General features: G+C 72.3%; 15 protein-coding genes and 1 tRNA gene. 6 read left to right on the top strand and 10 right to left on the bottom strand.

Going from position 1 to position 16,111, the window contains the following annotated elements; translation table 11 throughout:
* Window positions 1-32: 32 nt before the first annotated feature.
* On the top strand, window positions 33-1,988 hold the full coding sequence (locus tag H4687_RS39310; RefSeq protein WP_417190218.1) for a helix-turn-helix domain-containing protein: 1,956 nt from the start codon (window positions 33-35) through the stop codon (window positions 1,986-1,988).
* A gap of 121 nt (window positions 1,989-2,109) precedes the next feature.
* Window positions 2,110-2,943 (top strand): class II glutamine amidotransferase, encoded by an 834-nt coding sequence (locus H4687_RS39305; RefSeq protein WP_046920372.1) that lies wholly within the window; start codon window positions 2,110-2,112, stop codon window positions 2,941-2,943.
* Window positions 2,944-3,053: 110 nt separating this feature from the next.
* On the opposite strand, the gene H4687_RS39300 is transcribed toward H4687_RS39305, so the two are convergent.
* Window positions 3,054-3,127, bottom strand: a tRNA-Pro gene (locus tag H4687_RS39300).
* Between the two features lie 100 nt (window positions 3,128-3,227).
* Here H4687_RS39300 and H4687_RS39295 point away from each other — a divergent pair.
* Window positions 3,228-3,794 carry a DUF309 domain-containing protein gene (locus H4687_RS39295; protein ID WP_050398338.1) on the top strand — a complete coding sequence of 189 codons (567 nt, stop codon included), beginning with the start codon at window positions 3,228-3,230 and terminating at the stop codon, window positions 3,792-3,794.
* Here the strand turns inward: H4687_RS39295 and H4687_RS39290 are convergent.
* Window positions 3,780-4,553: a sulfite exporter TauE/SafE family protein gene (locus tag H4687_RS39290; RefSeq protein WP_046919784.1), complete on the bottom strand. Its 774-nt coding sequence runs from the start codon at window positions 4,551-4,553 to the stop codon at window positions 3,780-3,782. The two genes, H4687_RS39295 and H4687_RS39290, sit on opposite strands and share 15 nt — an antisense overlap.
* Before the next feature lie 197 nt (window positions 4,554-4,750).
* Here H4687_RS39290 and H4687_RS39285 point away from each other — a divergent pair, with 197 nt between their 5' ends.
* Genes H4687_RS39285 through H4687_RS39275 form a run of 3 tightly spaced genes read left to right on the top strand, consistent with a single transcriptional unit; the run spans window position 4,751 to window position 6,393 of the window.
* Window positions 4,751-5,560 (top strand): alpha/beta hydrolase, encoded by an 810-nt coding sequence (locus H4687_RS39285; RefSeq protein WP_046919785.1) that lies wholly within the window; start codon window positions 4,751-4,753, stop codon window positions 5,558-5,560.
* A gap of 53 nt (window positions 5,561-5,613) precedes the next feature.
* Window positions 5,614-5,889: a WhiB family transcriptional regulator gene (locus H4687_RS39280; RefSeq protein WP_046919786.1), complete on the top strand. Its 276-nt coding sequence runs from the start codon at window positions 5,614-5,616 to the stop codon at window positions 5,887-5,889.
* Between the two features lie 21 nt (window positions 5,890-5,910).
* Entirely contained in the window at window positions 5,911-6,393 is a 483-nt protein-coding gene (locus H4687_RS39275) for a Dps family protein (RefSeq protein ID WP_046919787.1), read from the top strand.
* Window positions 6,394-6,514: 121 nt separating this feature from the next.
* On the opposite strand, the gene H4687_RS39270 is transcribed toward H4687_RS39275, so the two are convergent.
* The 8 genes from H4687_RS39270 to H4687_RS39235 form a co-directional block, all read right to left on the bottom strand.
* Complete coding sequence (locus H4687_RS39270; protein ID WP_046919788.1) at window positions 6,515-7,876, bottom strand: amidohydrolase family protein; 1,362 nt, start codon at window positions 7,874-7,876, stop codon at window positions 6,515-6,517.
* A gap of 501 nt (window positions 7,877-8,377) precedes the next feature.
* Entirely contained in the window at window positions 8,378-9,724 is a 1,347-nt protein-coding gene (locus H4687_RS39265) for an NtaA/DmoA family FMN-dependent monooxygenase (RefSeq protein WP_046919789.1), read from the bottom strand.
* A gap of 20 nt (window positions 9,725-9,744) precedes the next feature.
* Window positions 9,745-10,998: an LLM class flavin-dependent oxidoreductase gene (locus H4687_RS39260; protein WP_050398337.1), complete on the bottom strand. Its 1,254-nt coding sequence runs from the start codon at window positions 10,996-10,998 to the stop codon at window positions 9,745-9,747.
* Between the two features lie 14 nt (window positions 10,999-11,012).
* A complete protein-coding gene (locus H4687_RS39255) occupies window positions 11,013-11,810 on the bottom strand; it encodes a GNAT family N-acetyltransferase (protein WP_050398336.1) in 798 nt (265 codons plus the stop codon).
* A 58-nt stretch (window positions 11,811-11,868) separates the two neighbouring features.
* Entirely contained in the window at window positions 11,869-12,897 is a 1,029-nt protein-coding gene (locus H4687_RS39250; protein ID WP_046919997.1) for an ABC transporter substrate-binding protein, read from the bottom strand.
* Window positions 12,898-12,980: 83 nt separating this feature from the next.
* Window positions 12,981-13,766 carry an amino acid ABC transporter ATP-binding protein gene (locus H4687_RS39245; RefSeq protein ID WP_046919998.1) on the bottom strand — a complete coding sequence of 262 codons (786 nt, stop codon included), beginning with the start codon at window positions 13,764-13,766 and terminating at the stop codon, window positions 12,981-12,983.
* Window positions 13,763-14,746: an amino acid ABC transporter permease gene (locus H4687_RS39240; RefSeq protein WP_046919999.1), complete on the bottom strand. Its 984-nt coding sequence runs from the start codon at window positions 14,744-14,746 to the stop codon at window positions 13,763-13,765. The genes H4687_RS39245 and H4687_RS39240 overlap by 4 nt, the downstream gene beginning before the upstream one ends.
* A gap of 421 nt (window positions 14,747-15,167) precedes the next feature.
* On the bottom strand, window positions 15,168-16,082 hold the full coding sequence (locus tag H4687_RS39235) for a glutathione S-transferase C-terminal domain-containing protein (protein ID WP_046920000.1): 915 nt from the start codon (window positions 16,080-16,082) through the stop codon (window positions 15,168-15,170).
* Between the last annotated feature and the right edge of the window lie 29 nt (window positions 16,083-16,111).

Here is a 16,111-nt window from a genome sequence, read left to right as displayed (position 1 = left end):
TTTCGATCTCGCCGGGTACGGTGAGTGGTGTCGTGACCACAGTGGAGCAGCTCCCCGTCCACCCTGCCCTGGAATCGCTGGGCAGGGCCCGTGAGTTGTTCCTCGCGGGGCGCCAACTCCCGGACGGAGTACCGGAGGAGATCCTCGCCGCCTGGAGGCGTGCCCGGTTCTTCGGCCTACGCCACGACGTGCCGCGCTCCGCGACCGGGTCGGCCGAGGTGACCGGCACGAGCGGCGCGGCCCAGAGGCCCGCCGCCCCGCCGCGCGATGCCGTACGACCGGACGGGTGCGACCTGTTGGCCGCGGCGCGGCCGGTGCTCGAACGCCTCGCCCCCGCCGTGGGCACCGGTCGGGCGGCGCTCCTGCTGACCGACGAACGGCTGCGGGTGCTGTGGGCGACCGAATGCGCGCCCGGCGCCCCCTTCTGCGAGGACCTCTCCGAACAGGTGGTCGGCAACAACAGCGCGGCGCTCGCGCTGCGCACCCGGCGCCGCGCCGAGGTGCACGGTCCGGAGCACTTCCTCGACCTGTGGCAGGACGTGTCGGCGGTCAGCGTGCCCGTGCTCGCGCCGGAGACCGGGCGGGCCGTGGGCACGGTGACGGTCACCACCGGATTGTGCGCCGACCGCGCCCCGCATCCGTGGGCGTCCCTCGCCGAGGCCGCCGCCGGTGCCGTCGAGGCGGAGCTGCTGGCGCGGTCGCAGCCCGCCGAGCGGGTCCTGCTGGACGCGTATCTGCGGGCCTCGCGGCAGCGGGGGCGGGCGGTCGTCGCCCTGGACGGCCGCAACCGCCTGGTCAGCGAGGCCGCGGGGCGGCTGCTGTCACCGGAGGGGTTGGACGCGCTGGAGCGGAGCGTCGTCGCGCTGTTACGGGACGCGGGCGGCGGGAGCAGGCATGCGGCGGGTGACCACGCGGGTACGGCCTCGCCGGAAGCGGTGTCCGCGCCAGGGGCCGAAGCCGTCACGGACACCACCGTGCCCGTCCCCGCTTCGACGTCCGTGCCCGCTTCGGCGCCCGTACCCGTGCCCGCTTCGGCGTCCGGCGCGATGACCACGTCCGCCGCCGCCCCGGACTCGTACCGCGTCCGGCTGCCGGACGGCGTGCGGTGTTCGGCGAAGGTCTCCCCGGTGGCCCACCGTGGGTCGGTGATCGGCGCGGTGGCCGTGCTGGAGCCGCTGGGATCCGGTGGCGCCATGCCGCTCGGACGGGGTGTCGTGGCACTGGCCGGGCGCTCGGTGCCGTGGCGGTACGCGGCCGGCCGGGCGGCGGAGCTGGCCCGGTCGCCCGAGCCGTTGCTGCTCGTCGGCGAACGCGGTACCGGCAAGACCGCGCTCGCCCGCGAACTGGCGCCCGAGCTGCTGGTCGTCGACGCGGCGGAGGGTGAACTGGGCTCGATGCTCCTGGCGCTGAGGGAGGGTCACACGCTCCTGATCCGCCATGTGGAGCGCCTCGCGCAGCCCGACACCGCGACCCTCAACTCACTCCTCGCCTCGCATCCGGGGACACCGCTGCTGGCCACCTACACCCCCGGAGCACCGCCCAGCCCCTGCCTCCAGCGCCTCCTGGACAGGCTCGCCGCCCGGTCGGTCACCCTCCCCGCTCTGCGTGAACGGCCGGAGGACATCCGGGAGTTACTGACGGCCCTGGCCCCGAAGCCGGTACCGGGTCAGCCGCCGCTCACCTGGACACTGGACGCCCTGCGGGCCCTGGAGCAGCATCCGTGGCCCGGCAATGTCACCGAACTCGTGCATCTGGTACGGGCGTTGGCCGAACAGCGGCGCGTGTCCGGGCCCGTCGTGCGCGCCGAACTGCCGGATCCCGTCCGCGAGGGGCCGGCGGCCCGGCGCCTGAGCCCCATGGAGCACGCGGAACGCTCCGCCATACTGGAGGCCCTGCGCCGCAACGGCGGCAACAAGGCCCGCGCGGCGGCGTCGCTGGGCATCGCCCGTGCCACGCTGTACCGGAAGCTCCGGGGGTACCGGGGCTGAGCCGTTCGCGCACGGGAGCGGCGGTGCCGGGCGGCCGTCGTGTGGCGATCATCGGACGGCCGCACGACCATGGGAAAGCCGCTTCACCCGTACGGCCCGTTTGCCAGGAAGGTGGTAGCCGATGTGCAGGTGGCTCGCCTATTCGGGAACACCCATCCTGCTCGACACGATCCTCTACCGGCCGGCGCACTCCCTGATCGACCAGAGTCTGCACTCCCGGCTGGGTGTCGAGACCACCAACGGTGACGGGTTCGGCATCGGCTGGTACTCGCCCGGCCTGGACACCCCCGCGATCTTCCGCGACATCGGTCCGGCCTGGAGCAACCGCAATCTGCGGGAGATCGCCGACCATGTCCGCTCCCCGCTCTTCTTCGCCCACATCCGGGCGTCGACCGGTACGGCGGTGCAGCAGACCAACAGCCACCCCTTCCGGCACGGCCGCTGGATGTGGATGCACAACGGCGCGATCGCGGACTTCCACCGGATACGGCGGGACCTCTCCCTGGCCGTCGACCCGGAGCTGTTCGCCGACATCGAGGGGCAGACGGACTCGGAGCTGATGTTCTACCTGACGCTCACGCTCGGTCTGGAGGAGGACCCTCCTGGCGCGGTCGCGCGGATGGCGGGCCTGGTGGAGCGGGTCGGTCGGGAGCACGGGGTGGAGTTCCCGCTGCAGATGACGGTCGCCGTGACGGACGGAGAGGCACTGTGGGCCTTCCGTTACTCCAGCCAGAAGCAGTCGCGCTCGCTGTTCTACAGCACCCGGGTGGAGACGTTGCGCGCGCTCCACCCCGACCTGTCGTTCCTGCGGGAGGTCTCCGACGAGACCCGTCTCATTGTCTCCGAGCCCCTGGGCGACATGCCCGGCGCCTGGAACGAGGTCCCCGAGAACAGCTACGGCGTCGTCCGGCCCGGGGAGGACGTCCTGGGTGTCTTCACCCCGCAGCCCGTGTAGCCGCCCGGTGACGCCGGAAGGCTCCCGGCCCGGCCGCGCATGACTCAGGGGCCGTGGCGGAGTGATCCGCCACGGCCCCTGAACTACGACTTCACCACGTCTTCGTGAAGTCGGGACGACAGGATTTGAACCTGCGACCCCTTGACCCCCAGTCAAGTGCGCTACCAAGCTGCGCCACGTCCCGGTGCGCTGTCCGCGGTGAAACCGCGTGATCGCGCAGTGAGAACTTTACCGTACGTCGGCCCCTGCCCCGCAGCCGGTGAGAGGCGGGGGACAATCGAGGGATGAGCGGGACAGCGGAGGACGGGACGACGGCGCGGGGGCGGGACCGGGACGAGGAGGGGCGGGCGCGCAGTGCGCGGCCCCGGGACGGGCTGGGGCGCCCGCTGCCGCACGGGGCGCCGGGGGTCGAGCGGCAGCCGGAGGGGGTGGTGCGGGAGCCGGAGAAGACGGTCGTCGAGGCGCAGGCACTGCTGGACGCGGGGAAGCCGTTCCACGCGCACGAGGTCTTCGAGGACGCCTGGAAGTCCGGGCCCGACGAGGAACGCGCGCTGTGGCGGGGCCTCGCCCAGCTCGCGGTGGGCCTCACCCACTCGGCGCGGGGGAACGTCAAGGGCGGAGCCCTGTTGCTGCGGCGCGGGGCGGGGGCCGTCGAGGAGTGGGGGGCCGGCAGCGGACGGCGGCAGCCCTACGGCGTCGATCTGGCCGGGGTCGGGGCCTGGGCGCGGCGGCTGGCCGACGTCGTGGAGCGGGAGGGCCGCGCGGTCGACGCGCAAGCCTGGGCCCCCCGGTTGCGCCGCGCGCACCCGGCGCCGGAGTCCTCCACCTCGGGCCCCTCAGCGGAGCAGTAGCTGCAGGCCGCCCACGACCGTCGCCGCGATCACCAGCTGTTCGAACAGCTTCTGGTTGATGCGGTTCACCGCCCACTTGCCGAGGAAGGCGCCCGGCACGACGAACAGGGCCAGGGCGGCGTCCAGGAGCAGGGAGTGCGCGTCGATGAGGCCGAGGCCCACGCTGAAGGGGACCTTGGAGACGTTGACGATGAGGAAGAAGAAGGCCGACGTGCCCAGGAAGCCGAGCTTCCGGAAGCCCGCCGAGAGCAGGTACAGGGACATCACGGGCCCTCCGGCGTTGGCGACCATGGTGGTGAAGCCGCCGAGGACGCCGTACGAGCGGGCCTTGACGCGGCCTGCGCGGGTGGTGACGGCGTCGGGTTCGTCGTCCTTGTCGGCCGTGCGCCGGCGCCGGATCGTGACGGCCGCCATCAGCAGCAGGATCGCGCCGATCGACGTGCGCACGATCTCGTCGTCGGCCCGGATCAGGAAGAGCGTGCCGAGGACGACACCGGCGCCGACCGCCGGGAAGAGCTTCCACAGGGTGGGCCAGTGGGCGTGCCGGCGGTAGGTCAGGACGGCGAGGACGTCCCCGACGATGAGGATCGGGAGCAGGACGCCGGTCGAGGCACGGGCGGGCAGGACCGCCGCGAAGATCGCGAGACTGACCGTGTTGGCACCGCTCACGGCGGTCTTCGAGAAACCGACGAGCAGGGCCGCGAAGGCGAGGGCCGCGAACTCGGCCGTGGACAGGTGCCAGAGAGTCATCGTGTTCATGCGGGGTCCGATGGTATGCGCACCTATCGGCGCGCGACAGGACCGTCTCGCCAGTTGATCCTGCTCCCGCCCCGGTCCGGGATCCGCTCATCTCCCCGCCGCCCGGTGGCGGGTTTCGCCCCGGACGGCCCATGGACCATCGTCCGACGGGCTGGCAAGATCCCCCGGGTACCTTCACCGACGTAGTTGGAGGAGTCATGGCCGACTCGCGCGAGCACAGCTTCGCCGGTACGCGGGGCGGTGTCACCGCACGGGAATGGCCGTGCGAGGGGGCGCGCTACGTCGTGCTCCTGGTGCACGGCTACGGGGAGCACATCGGCCGGTACGAGCATGTGGCCGATGCCCTGGTACGGCACGGCGCGGCGGTGTTCGGCCCCGACCACATGGGGCACGGCAGGTCGGCGGGCGAGCGGGTGCTGATCGAGGACTTCGAGGCCGTGGTCACCGATCTGCACACGGTGGAGGTGCGGGCCAGGGCCGCGTATCCGGGTCTGCCGGTGGTGCTGATCGGCCACTCCATGGGCGGTCTGATCGCCGCGCGGTACGCCCAGCGGTACGGTTCCGGGCTCGCCGCGATCGTGCTGTCGGGGCCGCTGATCGGGATCTGGGAGCCGCTGCGGGCGCTGCTCGCCCCGCCGGAGGTGCCCGAGGTCCCGCTCGACCCGAAGCTGCTCTCCCGGGACATGGCGGTCGGCGCCGCGTACGCGAACGATCCGCTGGTGTGGCACGGCCCGTTCAAGCGGCCGACGCTGGAGGCGATCGACCACGGCCTGGCGGCGGTCTCGAAGAACGGTCCGCTCGACGCGCTCCCGCTGCTGTGGCTGCACGGCGACGACGACCGGATCGTGCCGCTGTCCGGCAGCCGTACGGGCATCGAGGAGTTCCGGGGCGCCGACTGGGCCGAGCGGGTCTATCCGGGCGCCCGGCACGAGGTGTTCAACGAGACGAACAAGGCCGAAGTGCTCGCGGACGTCAAGGAGTTCGTGGACTGCGCGCTGCGGCGCTGAGGCGCTGCCGTACGCCGCGTTTTCACGCGTCCGACCTGGGCACCCGCACCCGCATGGAGTGGTTGCGGAGAGCGGCCTGCGTGGGAGAGGACCCCGAACTGTTCTTCCCCGTGGGCACCACAGGACCGGCGGTCGACGACGTCGCCGCCGCCAAACGTGTCTGCGGCCGCTGCCCGGTGCGCCGCGAGTGCCTGAACTGGGTGCTCGGCAACGGGCAGACGGCCGGCGTGTGGGGCGGCATGGGCGAGGAGGAACGCACCGACCTGCTCCGCAGAGCCGGGAGCGCCGACGCCGCCCGGCACGAAGCGCTGGCCGGGATGCCTGGATGAAGCGATGAGGAGTACTGCGCAATGACGATGGTGAGGAGCACACTTCCCGAGTCCGCCCGCCGGATCGCGGGCGACGCGCTGCAGGAGAGCCTGGTGGATCTGCTGGGCCTCTCGCTGATCGGGAAGCAGGCCCACTGGAACGTGGTGGGACCGAGGTTCCGTTCGATCCACCTGCAGCTCGACGAGGTGGTGTCCACGGCACGGACGTTCGCCGACCAGGTCGCCGAACGCGCGGCGGCGATCGGGGTGGCCCCGGACGGCCGGCCCGAGACCGTGGCGACCCGGTTCGCCCTCCAGGGGCCGAAGGACGGCTGGCTGCGGGACACCGAGGTCGTACGGCTGCTGGTGGAGGCGCTGGAGGCGGCGATCGGGCGGCTGCGTGAGCGTATCGAGGTCACGGAGGAGGCCGACAAGGTCACGCAGGACCTGTTGATCTCCGTCACCTACGAGCTGGAGAAGCAGCGCTGGATGTTCGAGGCTGAGAACTGGCCACGCGAGGACTGACCGCGCGGCGGGCGGGCGGCGCCTGCGCCCTCGCCCGCCTTCCGCGACGATCCCGGGCCGCCGGGGTGCCCGAAGCCGTACTGCTTCGGGCACCCCGGCGGCCCGGCGTGTCAGTGGTCCGTCAGGCGTCCGGCTTCCTCGCCGCCACGGCGGCCACCAACCGGTCGCGTGACTCCTCGACCAGGCGGCGGGCCCGGCCCACGTCCGCGAGCAGCCGGCCGTCGCGCTTGTGGACCACTCCGTCGACGATGACCGTCTCCACGTTGGAGACGTCCGCGCAGAGGGTGACGGCCGCCACCGCGTCGTGCACCGGCGCCATGTTGAGGGCGGTGGCGTCGAGGGCGACGACATCGGCCCGCTTGCCGGGCGTCAGGGAGCCGGTACGGTCCTCCACGCCGGCCACGTGGGCCCCGTTGAGCGTGGCGATCTCCAGCATCTGACGTGCCGTCAACATGGTCTTCGGCACCGGCAGGTTGGCCTGCCAGCAGTCGGCGTTGAGCCGGGCCCGTTCGGCGCCGAAGGCGGCCCGGATCTGGGTGAACATGTCGCCGGGCACGGTGGTGACGACGTCGATGCTCAACGACGGCCGCAGCCCGTGTTCGACGGCCTGCATCACGGGCGGCCAGCCGTGGCCCATCTGCGTCTCCACCTGGGCGGAGATGGACACCGTGCCGCCGCTGTCGGCCACCATCCGCCACTCGTCCTCGCTGAGGTGACAGCAGTGGACGTAGGTCGTGTCGGGCCCGAGCAGACCCAGCTGGTTCAGCTGCCTGACCATGCCGAAGCGTCCGGCGAGGCGGCCCATGGCGACGTGCACGGTGATCGGGATGTCCAGCTCGCGGGCGAGGCCCCATTCGCGGGTGACGACGTCGTCGGCGCAGAAACCGGGTCCGCGCGTGGCCAGGGCCATGGTCAGCAGGCCGTCGCCGGAGGCGAAGTGCCGGTCGCGGACGCGGCGTACGTCGTCGCCGGGTACCGCGATCTTGCTGTCGAACCAGTAGTCGGCGAGCGAGGTGTTCGCGCTCCCGTACGCGTACTGGGCACGGATGCCGGTCTCCGTCAGCGCCTGGATCGCGGCGTCCGGGTGCTCGGGCGTGTTGTTGATGTGCGACCAGTCGACGAGGGTGGTGATGCCCGCGTTGAGGCACTCCAGGGTGCCGGCCAGGTTGCCGGCGTACACGTCCTCGGGGGTGTAGACGGGCGCGAAGGTGTCGAGGACGTCGACGAAGTAGTCGTCGAGGGTGGCGTCGGGGGCGCAGCCGCGGATCGGCGCCTCCCAGGTGTGGCGGTGGGTGTCGACGAAGCCGGGGATCACGATGCGGCCGGTCATGTCGAGCACCTCGGCGTCCACGTCCGCGTCGATCTCGCGCCGGACCGCCGTGATCGTGCCGTCCTCGATGAGGACGTCGCCCCGGGGCAGGTCGCCGATGTCCGGATCCATCGAGACGACATGGCCCGCGCGCAGGAGCATCCGTTCGGTCATCGCCGTTCCTCCCAGAGGTGGGTGCGTATGAGAGCTGACGGAACGTCAGTATGCGGCGGCTGCGCGGGAGGTTCGCGTGACCCGGCCGACGACGGGGACGACCGGGACGCGGGCGGCGTGCCCACGGTCCGGGTGCGGGGTCTTCCCGGCGGACGCGCGCTCCCCGCGCGGCCGGGGCGGGCCGGCTCGTGGTGCTCCTCGCACGGCCGGTCCGATCCGAGGCGTCCTGCCCGGCGGACGGCGTCGGGTCGGTGTGTGCGGATCGCCACGGCGACCACCCCCATCCCTGCGGAGTCAACGGCCTCACGGGGCGGGCGTCAAGTGATGCGGGCGCCAAGTGACACGCACACGAGGCGGCTATCGGCGGCCGGCGCGCCGGCACTGGCACGGCGGCCGCTCTCCCCCGCCGACAGGGCCGGGGTCACGGGGCCGGGGCGGGTTGCCCCGTCCGGCGGCGGTGCTCGGTGCGGCTCCGCCGGACGGGGGACCCGGTCGTCGAGGTCAGGCGGGGGTGTCCAGGCCCAGGTGGTCGCGGAGGGTCGGGCCCTCGTAGTCCGTGCGGAAGACACCGCGCTCCTGGAGCAGGGGGACGACCTTGTCGGCGAAGGGGTCCAGGCCGGTGGGGGTGATGTGGGGGACGAGGATGAAGCCGTCGGCGGCGTCGGACTGGACGTACTCGTCGATGGTGCGGGCGACGGTCTCCGGGGAGCCGACGAAGTTCTGGCGGTTGCCGGTCTCGATGACCAGGTCCCGGATGGACCAGTCGTGGGCGGCGGCCAGTTCCCGCCACTCGCGGGCGGTGGCGAGCGGGTCGCGGTACATGCGCACCTGGGCGCGGCCCTTGGAGATGTGGCTGTCACCGACGTCCGGGTCGATGTCGGGCAGCGGGCCGTCCGGGTCGTAGGAGGACAGGTCGCGGTTCCAGACGAACTCCAGGTGCTTGAGGGCGGTGGCGCCGCTGACCTGGAGGCGGCGTACCTCCTTGGCGAGTTCCTCGGCCTCGGCGTCGGTGTCACCGAGGACGAAGGTCGCGGCGGGCAGGATCAGCAACTGGTCCTCGCGGCGGCCGTACTTGGCGAGGCGGCTCTTGACGTCGGTGTAGAAGGCCCGGCCGGCGTCCAGGCTCGCGTAGCGGCTGAAGATGGCGTCGGCGCCGGCGGCGGCGAACTCACGGCCCTCGTCGGAGTCCCCCGCCTGGAAGATCACCGGGCGGCCCTGCGGGGAGCGCGGGACGTTGAACCGGCCCTCGATGTCGAAGTGCTGCCCCGAGTGGACGAAGGCTCCGGCCTTGGCGTCGCGCAGGAAGACGCCCGTCTCCTGGTCGGCGACGATCTCGTCCCCGTCCCAGGAGTCGAAGAGTTCGTTCGCCGTGGCCAGGAACTCCTTGGCGCGGGAGTAGCGCTCCTCCTGCGGCAGGAAGCCTCCCCGGCGGAAGTTCTCTCCGGTGAAGGCGTCCCAGGAGGTGACGACGTTCCACGCGGCGCGCCCGTCGGAGAGGTGGTCGAGGCTCGCGAACTGGCGGGCCACCTCGTACGGCTCGTTGAAGGTGGAGTTGATGGTGCCGGTCAGTCCGAGGCGCTCGGTGACGGCGGCCAGTGCGGCGAGGACGGTGAAGGTGTCGGGGCGGCCGACCACGTCCAGGTCGTAGATGTGGCCGCCCTGTTCGCGCAGGCGCAGGCCCTCCGCGAGGAACAGGAAGTCGAACTTGGCGCGCTCGGCGGTCCGCGCGAAGTGCGCGAAGGAGCTGAACTCGATGTGACTGCCGGCCTTGGGATCGCTCCACACGGTGGTGTTGTTGACGCCCGGGAAGTGGGCGGCCAGATGGATCTGCTTCAGGGGTTTGCTCATGGCGGTCGGTCTCCTACGGCTCAGACGGTCGCGGTCGTGGCGGCGGCGTAGCGTGCGGCGGGGCGGGGCAGCCCCAGCAGGCCGCGCAGGGTCCCGGCCTCGTAGGCCCGGCGGAAGACGCCGCGCCGCTGCAGCTCGGGCACGAGGCCGCGGGTGATCGCCGGGAGGTCGTGGCCCAGCACGGCGGGGCGCAGTCGGAACCCCGTCAGACCCGCGGTGGCCAGGTCCTCGAGGAGGTCCGCCAGTTGGACCGGTGTGCCGGTGAAGATCCGGGCGTCGCTCGCGTAGGGCTCGCCGGCGAGTGCGTCGAGGCGCTGCCGTCGGGCGGCCGCTGCCGCCGGGTCGTCGTCGAGGAGGACCACGAGGTCGCCGAAGACGTGCAGCGGGTCGTCGGCGCGCCCGGCGGCCCGCTGCTCCGCGCGGATCTCGGCGACGATCGCCCGTGCCCGGTCGGTGTCGTGGGGCGTGACGTATCCGATGTCGGCCTGGCGGGCCACCAGCCGGTACGGGACGGTGTCGTGGGCGAGCGCGCTGACGACGGGCTGGCCCTGCGGGGGGCGGGGTGTGATGGAGGGGCCCTTGACGCTGAAGTGCCGGCCCTCGAAGTCGATGTAGTGCAGTTTGTCGCGGTCGACGAAGCGGCCGGTGGCCACGTCCCGGATCTCCGCGTCGTCCTCCCAGCTGTCCCACAGCCGGCGCACGACCTCGACGTGGTCGGCGGCCTCGTCGAACAGCTCGGTCACCAACGCCTGTGCGTCCGGGCTGTCGTAGGCCTCGATGCGCGGGATCGTACGGCGGCCGAAGTGGGCGGCCTCGTTCGGCCGGGCGGTGATCTGCACCCGCAGGCCCGCGCGGCCGGAGCTGACGTAGTCGAGGGTGGCGATGGCCTTGGAGATGTGGAAGGGCTCGGTGTGGGTGGCCACGACGGTCGGCACGATGCCGATGTGCCGGGTGAGGGGGGCGATCCGGGCGGCGACGAGGACGGCGTCCAGTCGGCCGCGGAGCTGGTCGGTGCGCTCGTCCGGCTCCAGGAAGTGCGCCGACTGCGGGCCGAGGCCGTCCTCGATGGTCACGAAGTCGAGCAGCCCGCGCTCGGCCTCGGCGACGAGGTCGGCCCAGTAGGCGGCGGTGAACACCTCGCGGGGGCGGGCCACCGGCTCGCGCCAGGAGGCGGGGTGCCAGCCGGTGCCGTCGAGGGCGACGGCCAGGTGCAGCGCGGACGGCGCGGAGGCGGGGGCGGGTGTGGAGGAGGGGAAAGACGCGGCTGGGGACACGGGTGGGTGCCTTCCTAGGAAGTTCGTACGGCCCTCTCGCGGGGCGTGCCGGGGCTTCGGACCGCCACGATCGTGGAGCGGCGGCGCAGGGTGAAGCCGAGGGACTCGTAGAGGCGGATCGCGGTGATGTTGTCCGCGGCGGCGTGCAGGAACGGTGTCTCGCCGCGTGCGCGGATGCCGGCGGCGACCGCGCGGACGAGCCGGGTGGCGAGGCCCCGGCCGCGGTGGTCCGGATCGGTGCAGACCGCGCTGATCTCCGTCCAGCCGGGTGGGTGGATGCGCTCGCCGGCCATGGCGACCAGTCGCCCCCGGTCCCGGATGCCGAGATAAGTGCCCATTTCCACGGTCCGCTTGAGAAAGGGGCCTGGTCGGGTGCGGGCGATGAGGTCCAGGACCTCGGGGACGTCGGCGAGCCCGAGCCGTACCGCTTCGGGGGCGTGCTCGGCCCGCAGCGCGGTGTCCACCAGCTGGACGCCCTGTCCACCGCCGACCACCTCCCAGCCGTCCGGCACCTCGTGGACCGGCTTGATCCGTACGACGGTCTCCGCGCCGACGAGCGCGTGCAGGTCGGCCCAGCCGGCCGGGTCCGCGGGGTCGGCGAGGGCGGCGTAGTCGTAGACGTCGCCCGGGTAGCGGGCGGCGGCGCCGAGGCGTTCGGCGAAGTGGGCGTGCGGGCCTACGAGGGAGGCCCAGACGGCGTTGTCGAGGACGGGTATGTCGAGCACGGGGGTGGGGGCGGCGAACGCGGCGCGGGGTGCGTCGGCGGGTGCGGGCGGGGCTCCGCCTCCGTGGAGGTCGGTCCGGTGCGTCACGGAGGCGGAGCCCCTTTCTCGGTCGACAGGCCTGCTGCTCACACGACCTGACTGTGCGTCAGGAGTTGGTGAGGGGCAGGCCCGGCGGGTTGACCTCGGACTTCCCCACGGACTCGTTGGGAAGGTTCCACGCCTTCAGCCAGGCGTCGTACTGACCGTTGTCGATCAGGTGGTTGATGGCTTCGGCGAGGGGTTCGGCGAGCCCGCTGCCCTTCTTCGCGGTCGCGGCGATCAGGCCCTGGAGGGTTTCACCGGCACCGGAGAACTGGCCCGCGATCCGGGTCGCCTGGGGTGTGCCGGCGGTCTTGGCCGCGTGGTACGCGAGGTTGGGGCTGGGGCCGAAGTAGGCGTCTATCTTGCCGCTGCTCAGCGCCAGATAGATGCTGTTGCTCTCCTGGAAGTACTTGACGGTGAGGGGCTTCTTGCCCTCCTTCGCCAGCTTCGCCTTCCACTCCAGCAGGATCTTCTCCTGGTTGGTGCCGTTGCCGACGGAGACCGTCCGGCCGGCGAGGTTCTCGTAGTCGCCGTCGAAGTTCCAGTCGCTGTCCTTCTTCGTCTCGAAGGCCAGATCGTCCTTGCGGTAGGAGGCGAACTCGTACTTCTGCTTGCGCTCCTCGGTGTCGGTGATGTTGGAGAAGCCGACGTCGACCTTGCCGCTGTCGATACCGATGAACAGGTTCTCCCAGGTCGACTGGCGCACCTCGGGTTCGAGACCGAGGACGGCGGCCACGAGTCGGCCGAGGTCGGGCTCGGAGCCGGTGAGCGTCTTCTGGTCGCTGCCGATGAAGCCGAGTGGCGGACTGCCGGACGGCAGCGTGCCCGATCCGATCACCAGCTTGCCGCTCTTCTTGATGGCGTCGGGCAGTTTGGCGCTGATGGACTTCACCTCGGAGACCTTGATCTCGGTCTCCTGGGCGGCGCCGTTGGCGAGCCGCCCGACGGTGACCGTGCCGGCGGCCTCGGTCCTCGTCGCGGCCTCGGTGTCGCCCCCGCAGGCGGCGAGCCCGGTGGCGAGGGTGGCGGCGGCGGTCGTCGCGGTGATGCCGCGCAGCAGGCTGCGCCGGGAGAACCGGGTGTGCGTGGGCATGACTGTCCTTGTCGTTCGCGTGGGTGTGTGGCGGGCGGTGTGGGGGGAGGTTCGCGGGGCTCGCGGCCGTGCGGGCCCGTGTCTCAGAGGACCTTGCCGAGGAAGTCCCTGGTCCGCTCGTGCCGCGGCTGGTCCAGGACCTCCGAGGGCGGGCCCTGTTCGACGATCCGGCCGCCGTCGATGAAGACGACCCGGTCGGCGATCTCCCGGGCGAAGCCGATCTCGTGGGTGACGATCACCAGCGTGGTGCCGCCGCGCGCCAGGTCCTTGATGACGGCCAGCACCTCGCCGACGAGTTCGGGGTCGAGGGCGGAGGTCGGCTCGTCGAAGAGGATGACGCCGGGGCGCAGGGCGAGGGCGCGGGCGATCGCCACGCGTTGCTGCTGGCCACCGGACAACTGCCGTGGATAGGCGGCCGCCTTGTCGGCGAGGCCGACGCGGTCCAGGAGTTCACGGGCGAGGTCGTCCGCCTGCGCCCTGCCGAGCTTTCCGGTCGCGACGGGGGCCGCGGCCACGTTCTCCAGCACGGTCAGGTGCGGGAAGAGGTTGAAGTTCTGGAAGACGAAGCCGATCCGGCCGCGCTGGGCGAGGATCGCCCGCTCGCTCAGCTCCTTGAGACGGTCGCCGTGCCGGCGTACGCCGATCAGCTCGCCGTTGACGCTGACATGGCCGATCTCGGGCTTCTCCAGGTGGTTGATGACCCTGAGCAGCGTGGACTTGCCGGAGCCGGACGGGCCGAGGATCACGGTGACCTCGCCGGGCCGTACGGTCAGGTCGACGCCGTTCAGCACCCGGTGGGTGCCGTACCACTTGTGCACGTCGTGCACCTCGACGGTGGCGGCCGCCTGGTCGAGCGTCCCGGCGGTCATACGGCGGCCTCCTTGCGGATGCGGGACCGCAGGTCGGTGGCACCGGCCCGCAGTCTCTGCAGGGGCGTCGGCGGCAGGGTGCGGGTGGCGCCCCGCGCGTAGTACCGCTCGACGTAGAACTGGATGACGGAGACGACGCTGGTGAGGATGAGGTACCAGACGGTGGAGACCAGCAGCAGCGGCACGATGTCGCCGGGGTAGGTGGAGCCCATGGCCTGCGCGGTGCCGAAGAGGTCGAGCAGCGACACGTAGAAGACCAGGCTGGTGCTCTTGATCAGGCCGATCAGCTGGTTGACGTAGTTCGGGGTGATCGAGCGCAGTGCCTGCGGGAAGACGATTCTGCGGAACTGGTAGCCCTTCGGCAGGCCGAGCGCGGAGGCCGCCTCGTGCTGGCCCTGGTCGACGGAGAGGATGCCGCCGCGGACGACCTCGGCGGCGTAGGCCGCCTCGTTGAGACTGAGGCCGATGACGGCGACGGCCATGTCGGTGGCCAGGCGCGACTCGTCGAAGGTGAGGAACGCCGGGCCGAAGGGGACGCCCAGGCTGAGGGTCTGGTACAGGGCACTGAAGTTGTAGAGGAACAGCAGGACCACGATCAGCGGGATCGAGCGCAGGGCCCAGATGTAGACCCAGCTGACCGAGCGCAGGACCGGACTCTTCGAGAGCCGGGCGAGGGCCAGGAGGACACCGCCGATCAGGCCCAGAACCGCGCTGTAGGCGGCGACTTCGAGGGTGATGAGCAGTCCGTCGAGGATCGTCGGGCGCAGGAACCAGTAGGCGAAACGGTCCCACTGGTAGAAGGGGTTGGACACCAGGCCGTGGACGAACTGGGCCGCCAGGACCAGGACGACCGCGGTGGCGATCCAGCGGCCGGGGCGGCGCAGCGGCAGTACCCGCTGGGCGGCGAGGGGTTTGGGCGGGGTGTCGGCGGGCGGCGGCGCCTCGGTCAAGGACAGGGCGGTGCCGGGGGGTTCACTCATCAAGGGCTCCGGAAGAGTGTCGAAACCCCGGGCGACGCAGGCGACTTCGGCCGTACGGGCGGTCGGGGACCGCTCGCCGTACGGAGAGCACGGAAGACACACGGATGCGCACGAACCGGGGCCGGCGGAGAGAGACGGACCGCTGGTGCGGTGCCTCGGGGGTGCGGAGAACCGTCGGCCTCGACGGGAGCGCGGCGCCGGGCGGGCCCGGACCGCGCGCTAGCGTGCGCTACACAGTGCGCTGTTGACCCGGAGCAGATCGACGGCGCGATCGGCGCAGAGCGGCACGCAACCGTGGCGGCGCCATGCGGCCGTCCTCGGGGTTGCGTACATGTCCGTCACCATCGTTCGTCCGGCCCGGTGGGCCTCGTGCTCTGCGGGTGGCCGTAAGTAACTCAGGCCCGGCGGGCCGCTGTCAACGTCAGTCCAGTCCATGGGACACCTGTCCGTCTGCCGATACGCCCTGGTCCGGGACGTGGGAGGCCCAGTCCAGGATCTGCACGGCCGCGCCGGCCGCCTCCAGACCCTGACAGTGCGCGTGGTGACGCAGCGCGATGCCGTCGAGGTCGAGGTGGGGGCCGAAGGCGGGATGGGCGGTCAGGCGGCGCGCGTACGCCCACAGGTGCGGGTGGTCGGCGACGCGGTGCACGGCGGAGGCGTCCAGGTGCCAGCGGTGCACGGTGTCGAGCCGCACCAGAGCGACCCACAACTCGACGTCGGCGGCGGTGAGTTCGCCGCCGAGGAGGTACTCCTGCCCGGCGAGCCGGGCGTCCAGCGTGCGCAGGGTGCGCAGCAGGGAGCCGAGGGCGGCGCGGCGCTCGGAATCGTCGGCGTCGGCGCGGCCGGCGCGCTGGGCGGCGCCGTCCATGCCCTGCTCGACCAGGCGTGCGACGCCCTCGATCTCGGCCTCGGCGCCCTCCGGGTACAGCGCCGGGCGGCCGCCGCCGAAGCGCCGGGCGAGGTCGCGCATGATGTCGGGGGCGTGGGTGCTGACGATGCGTCCGGACCAGTCGTCGCTGAGCACCGGCGCCACGGCCGCTCCGGGGTAGCGGTGCGCGCTCGCCTCGTACAGCGGGCGCAGGGCGGAGTGCTCACCGTCGGGGCCGTCGGGCACGGCGGGCAGGAGGGTCACGGGGCAGATGTCCGCCAGTCCGAGGAGGCTGTGGACGACGGCGATGCGCAGGGCGCCCGGACAGGACAGCGACAGATGGAGCCGGTAGCGGCGCGGCACGGCGTAGTGGCCGCTGCGGGCGTCGCAGCCGATCCGGCCCCGGAAGGCGGGCAGGGGCCGCGGCGAGGGGACGGCGTTCAGGGCGTGGACGGGCATGGCGGACATGTGTCTCCCCGGGGGTTCTGTCACGCGGT

The organism is Streptomyces stelliscabiei, assembly GCF_014873495.1.
GTDB classification, from domain to species: domain Bacteria; phylum Actinomycetota; class Actinomycetes; order Streptomycetales; family Streptomycetaceae; genus Streptomyces; species Streptomyces bottropensis.
The sequence above is the reverse complement of the archived record's forward strand: the minus strand, read 5'-3'. Positions and strand labels throughout refer to the sequence as shown.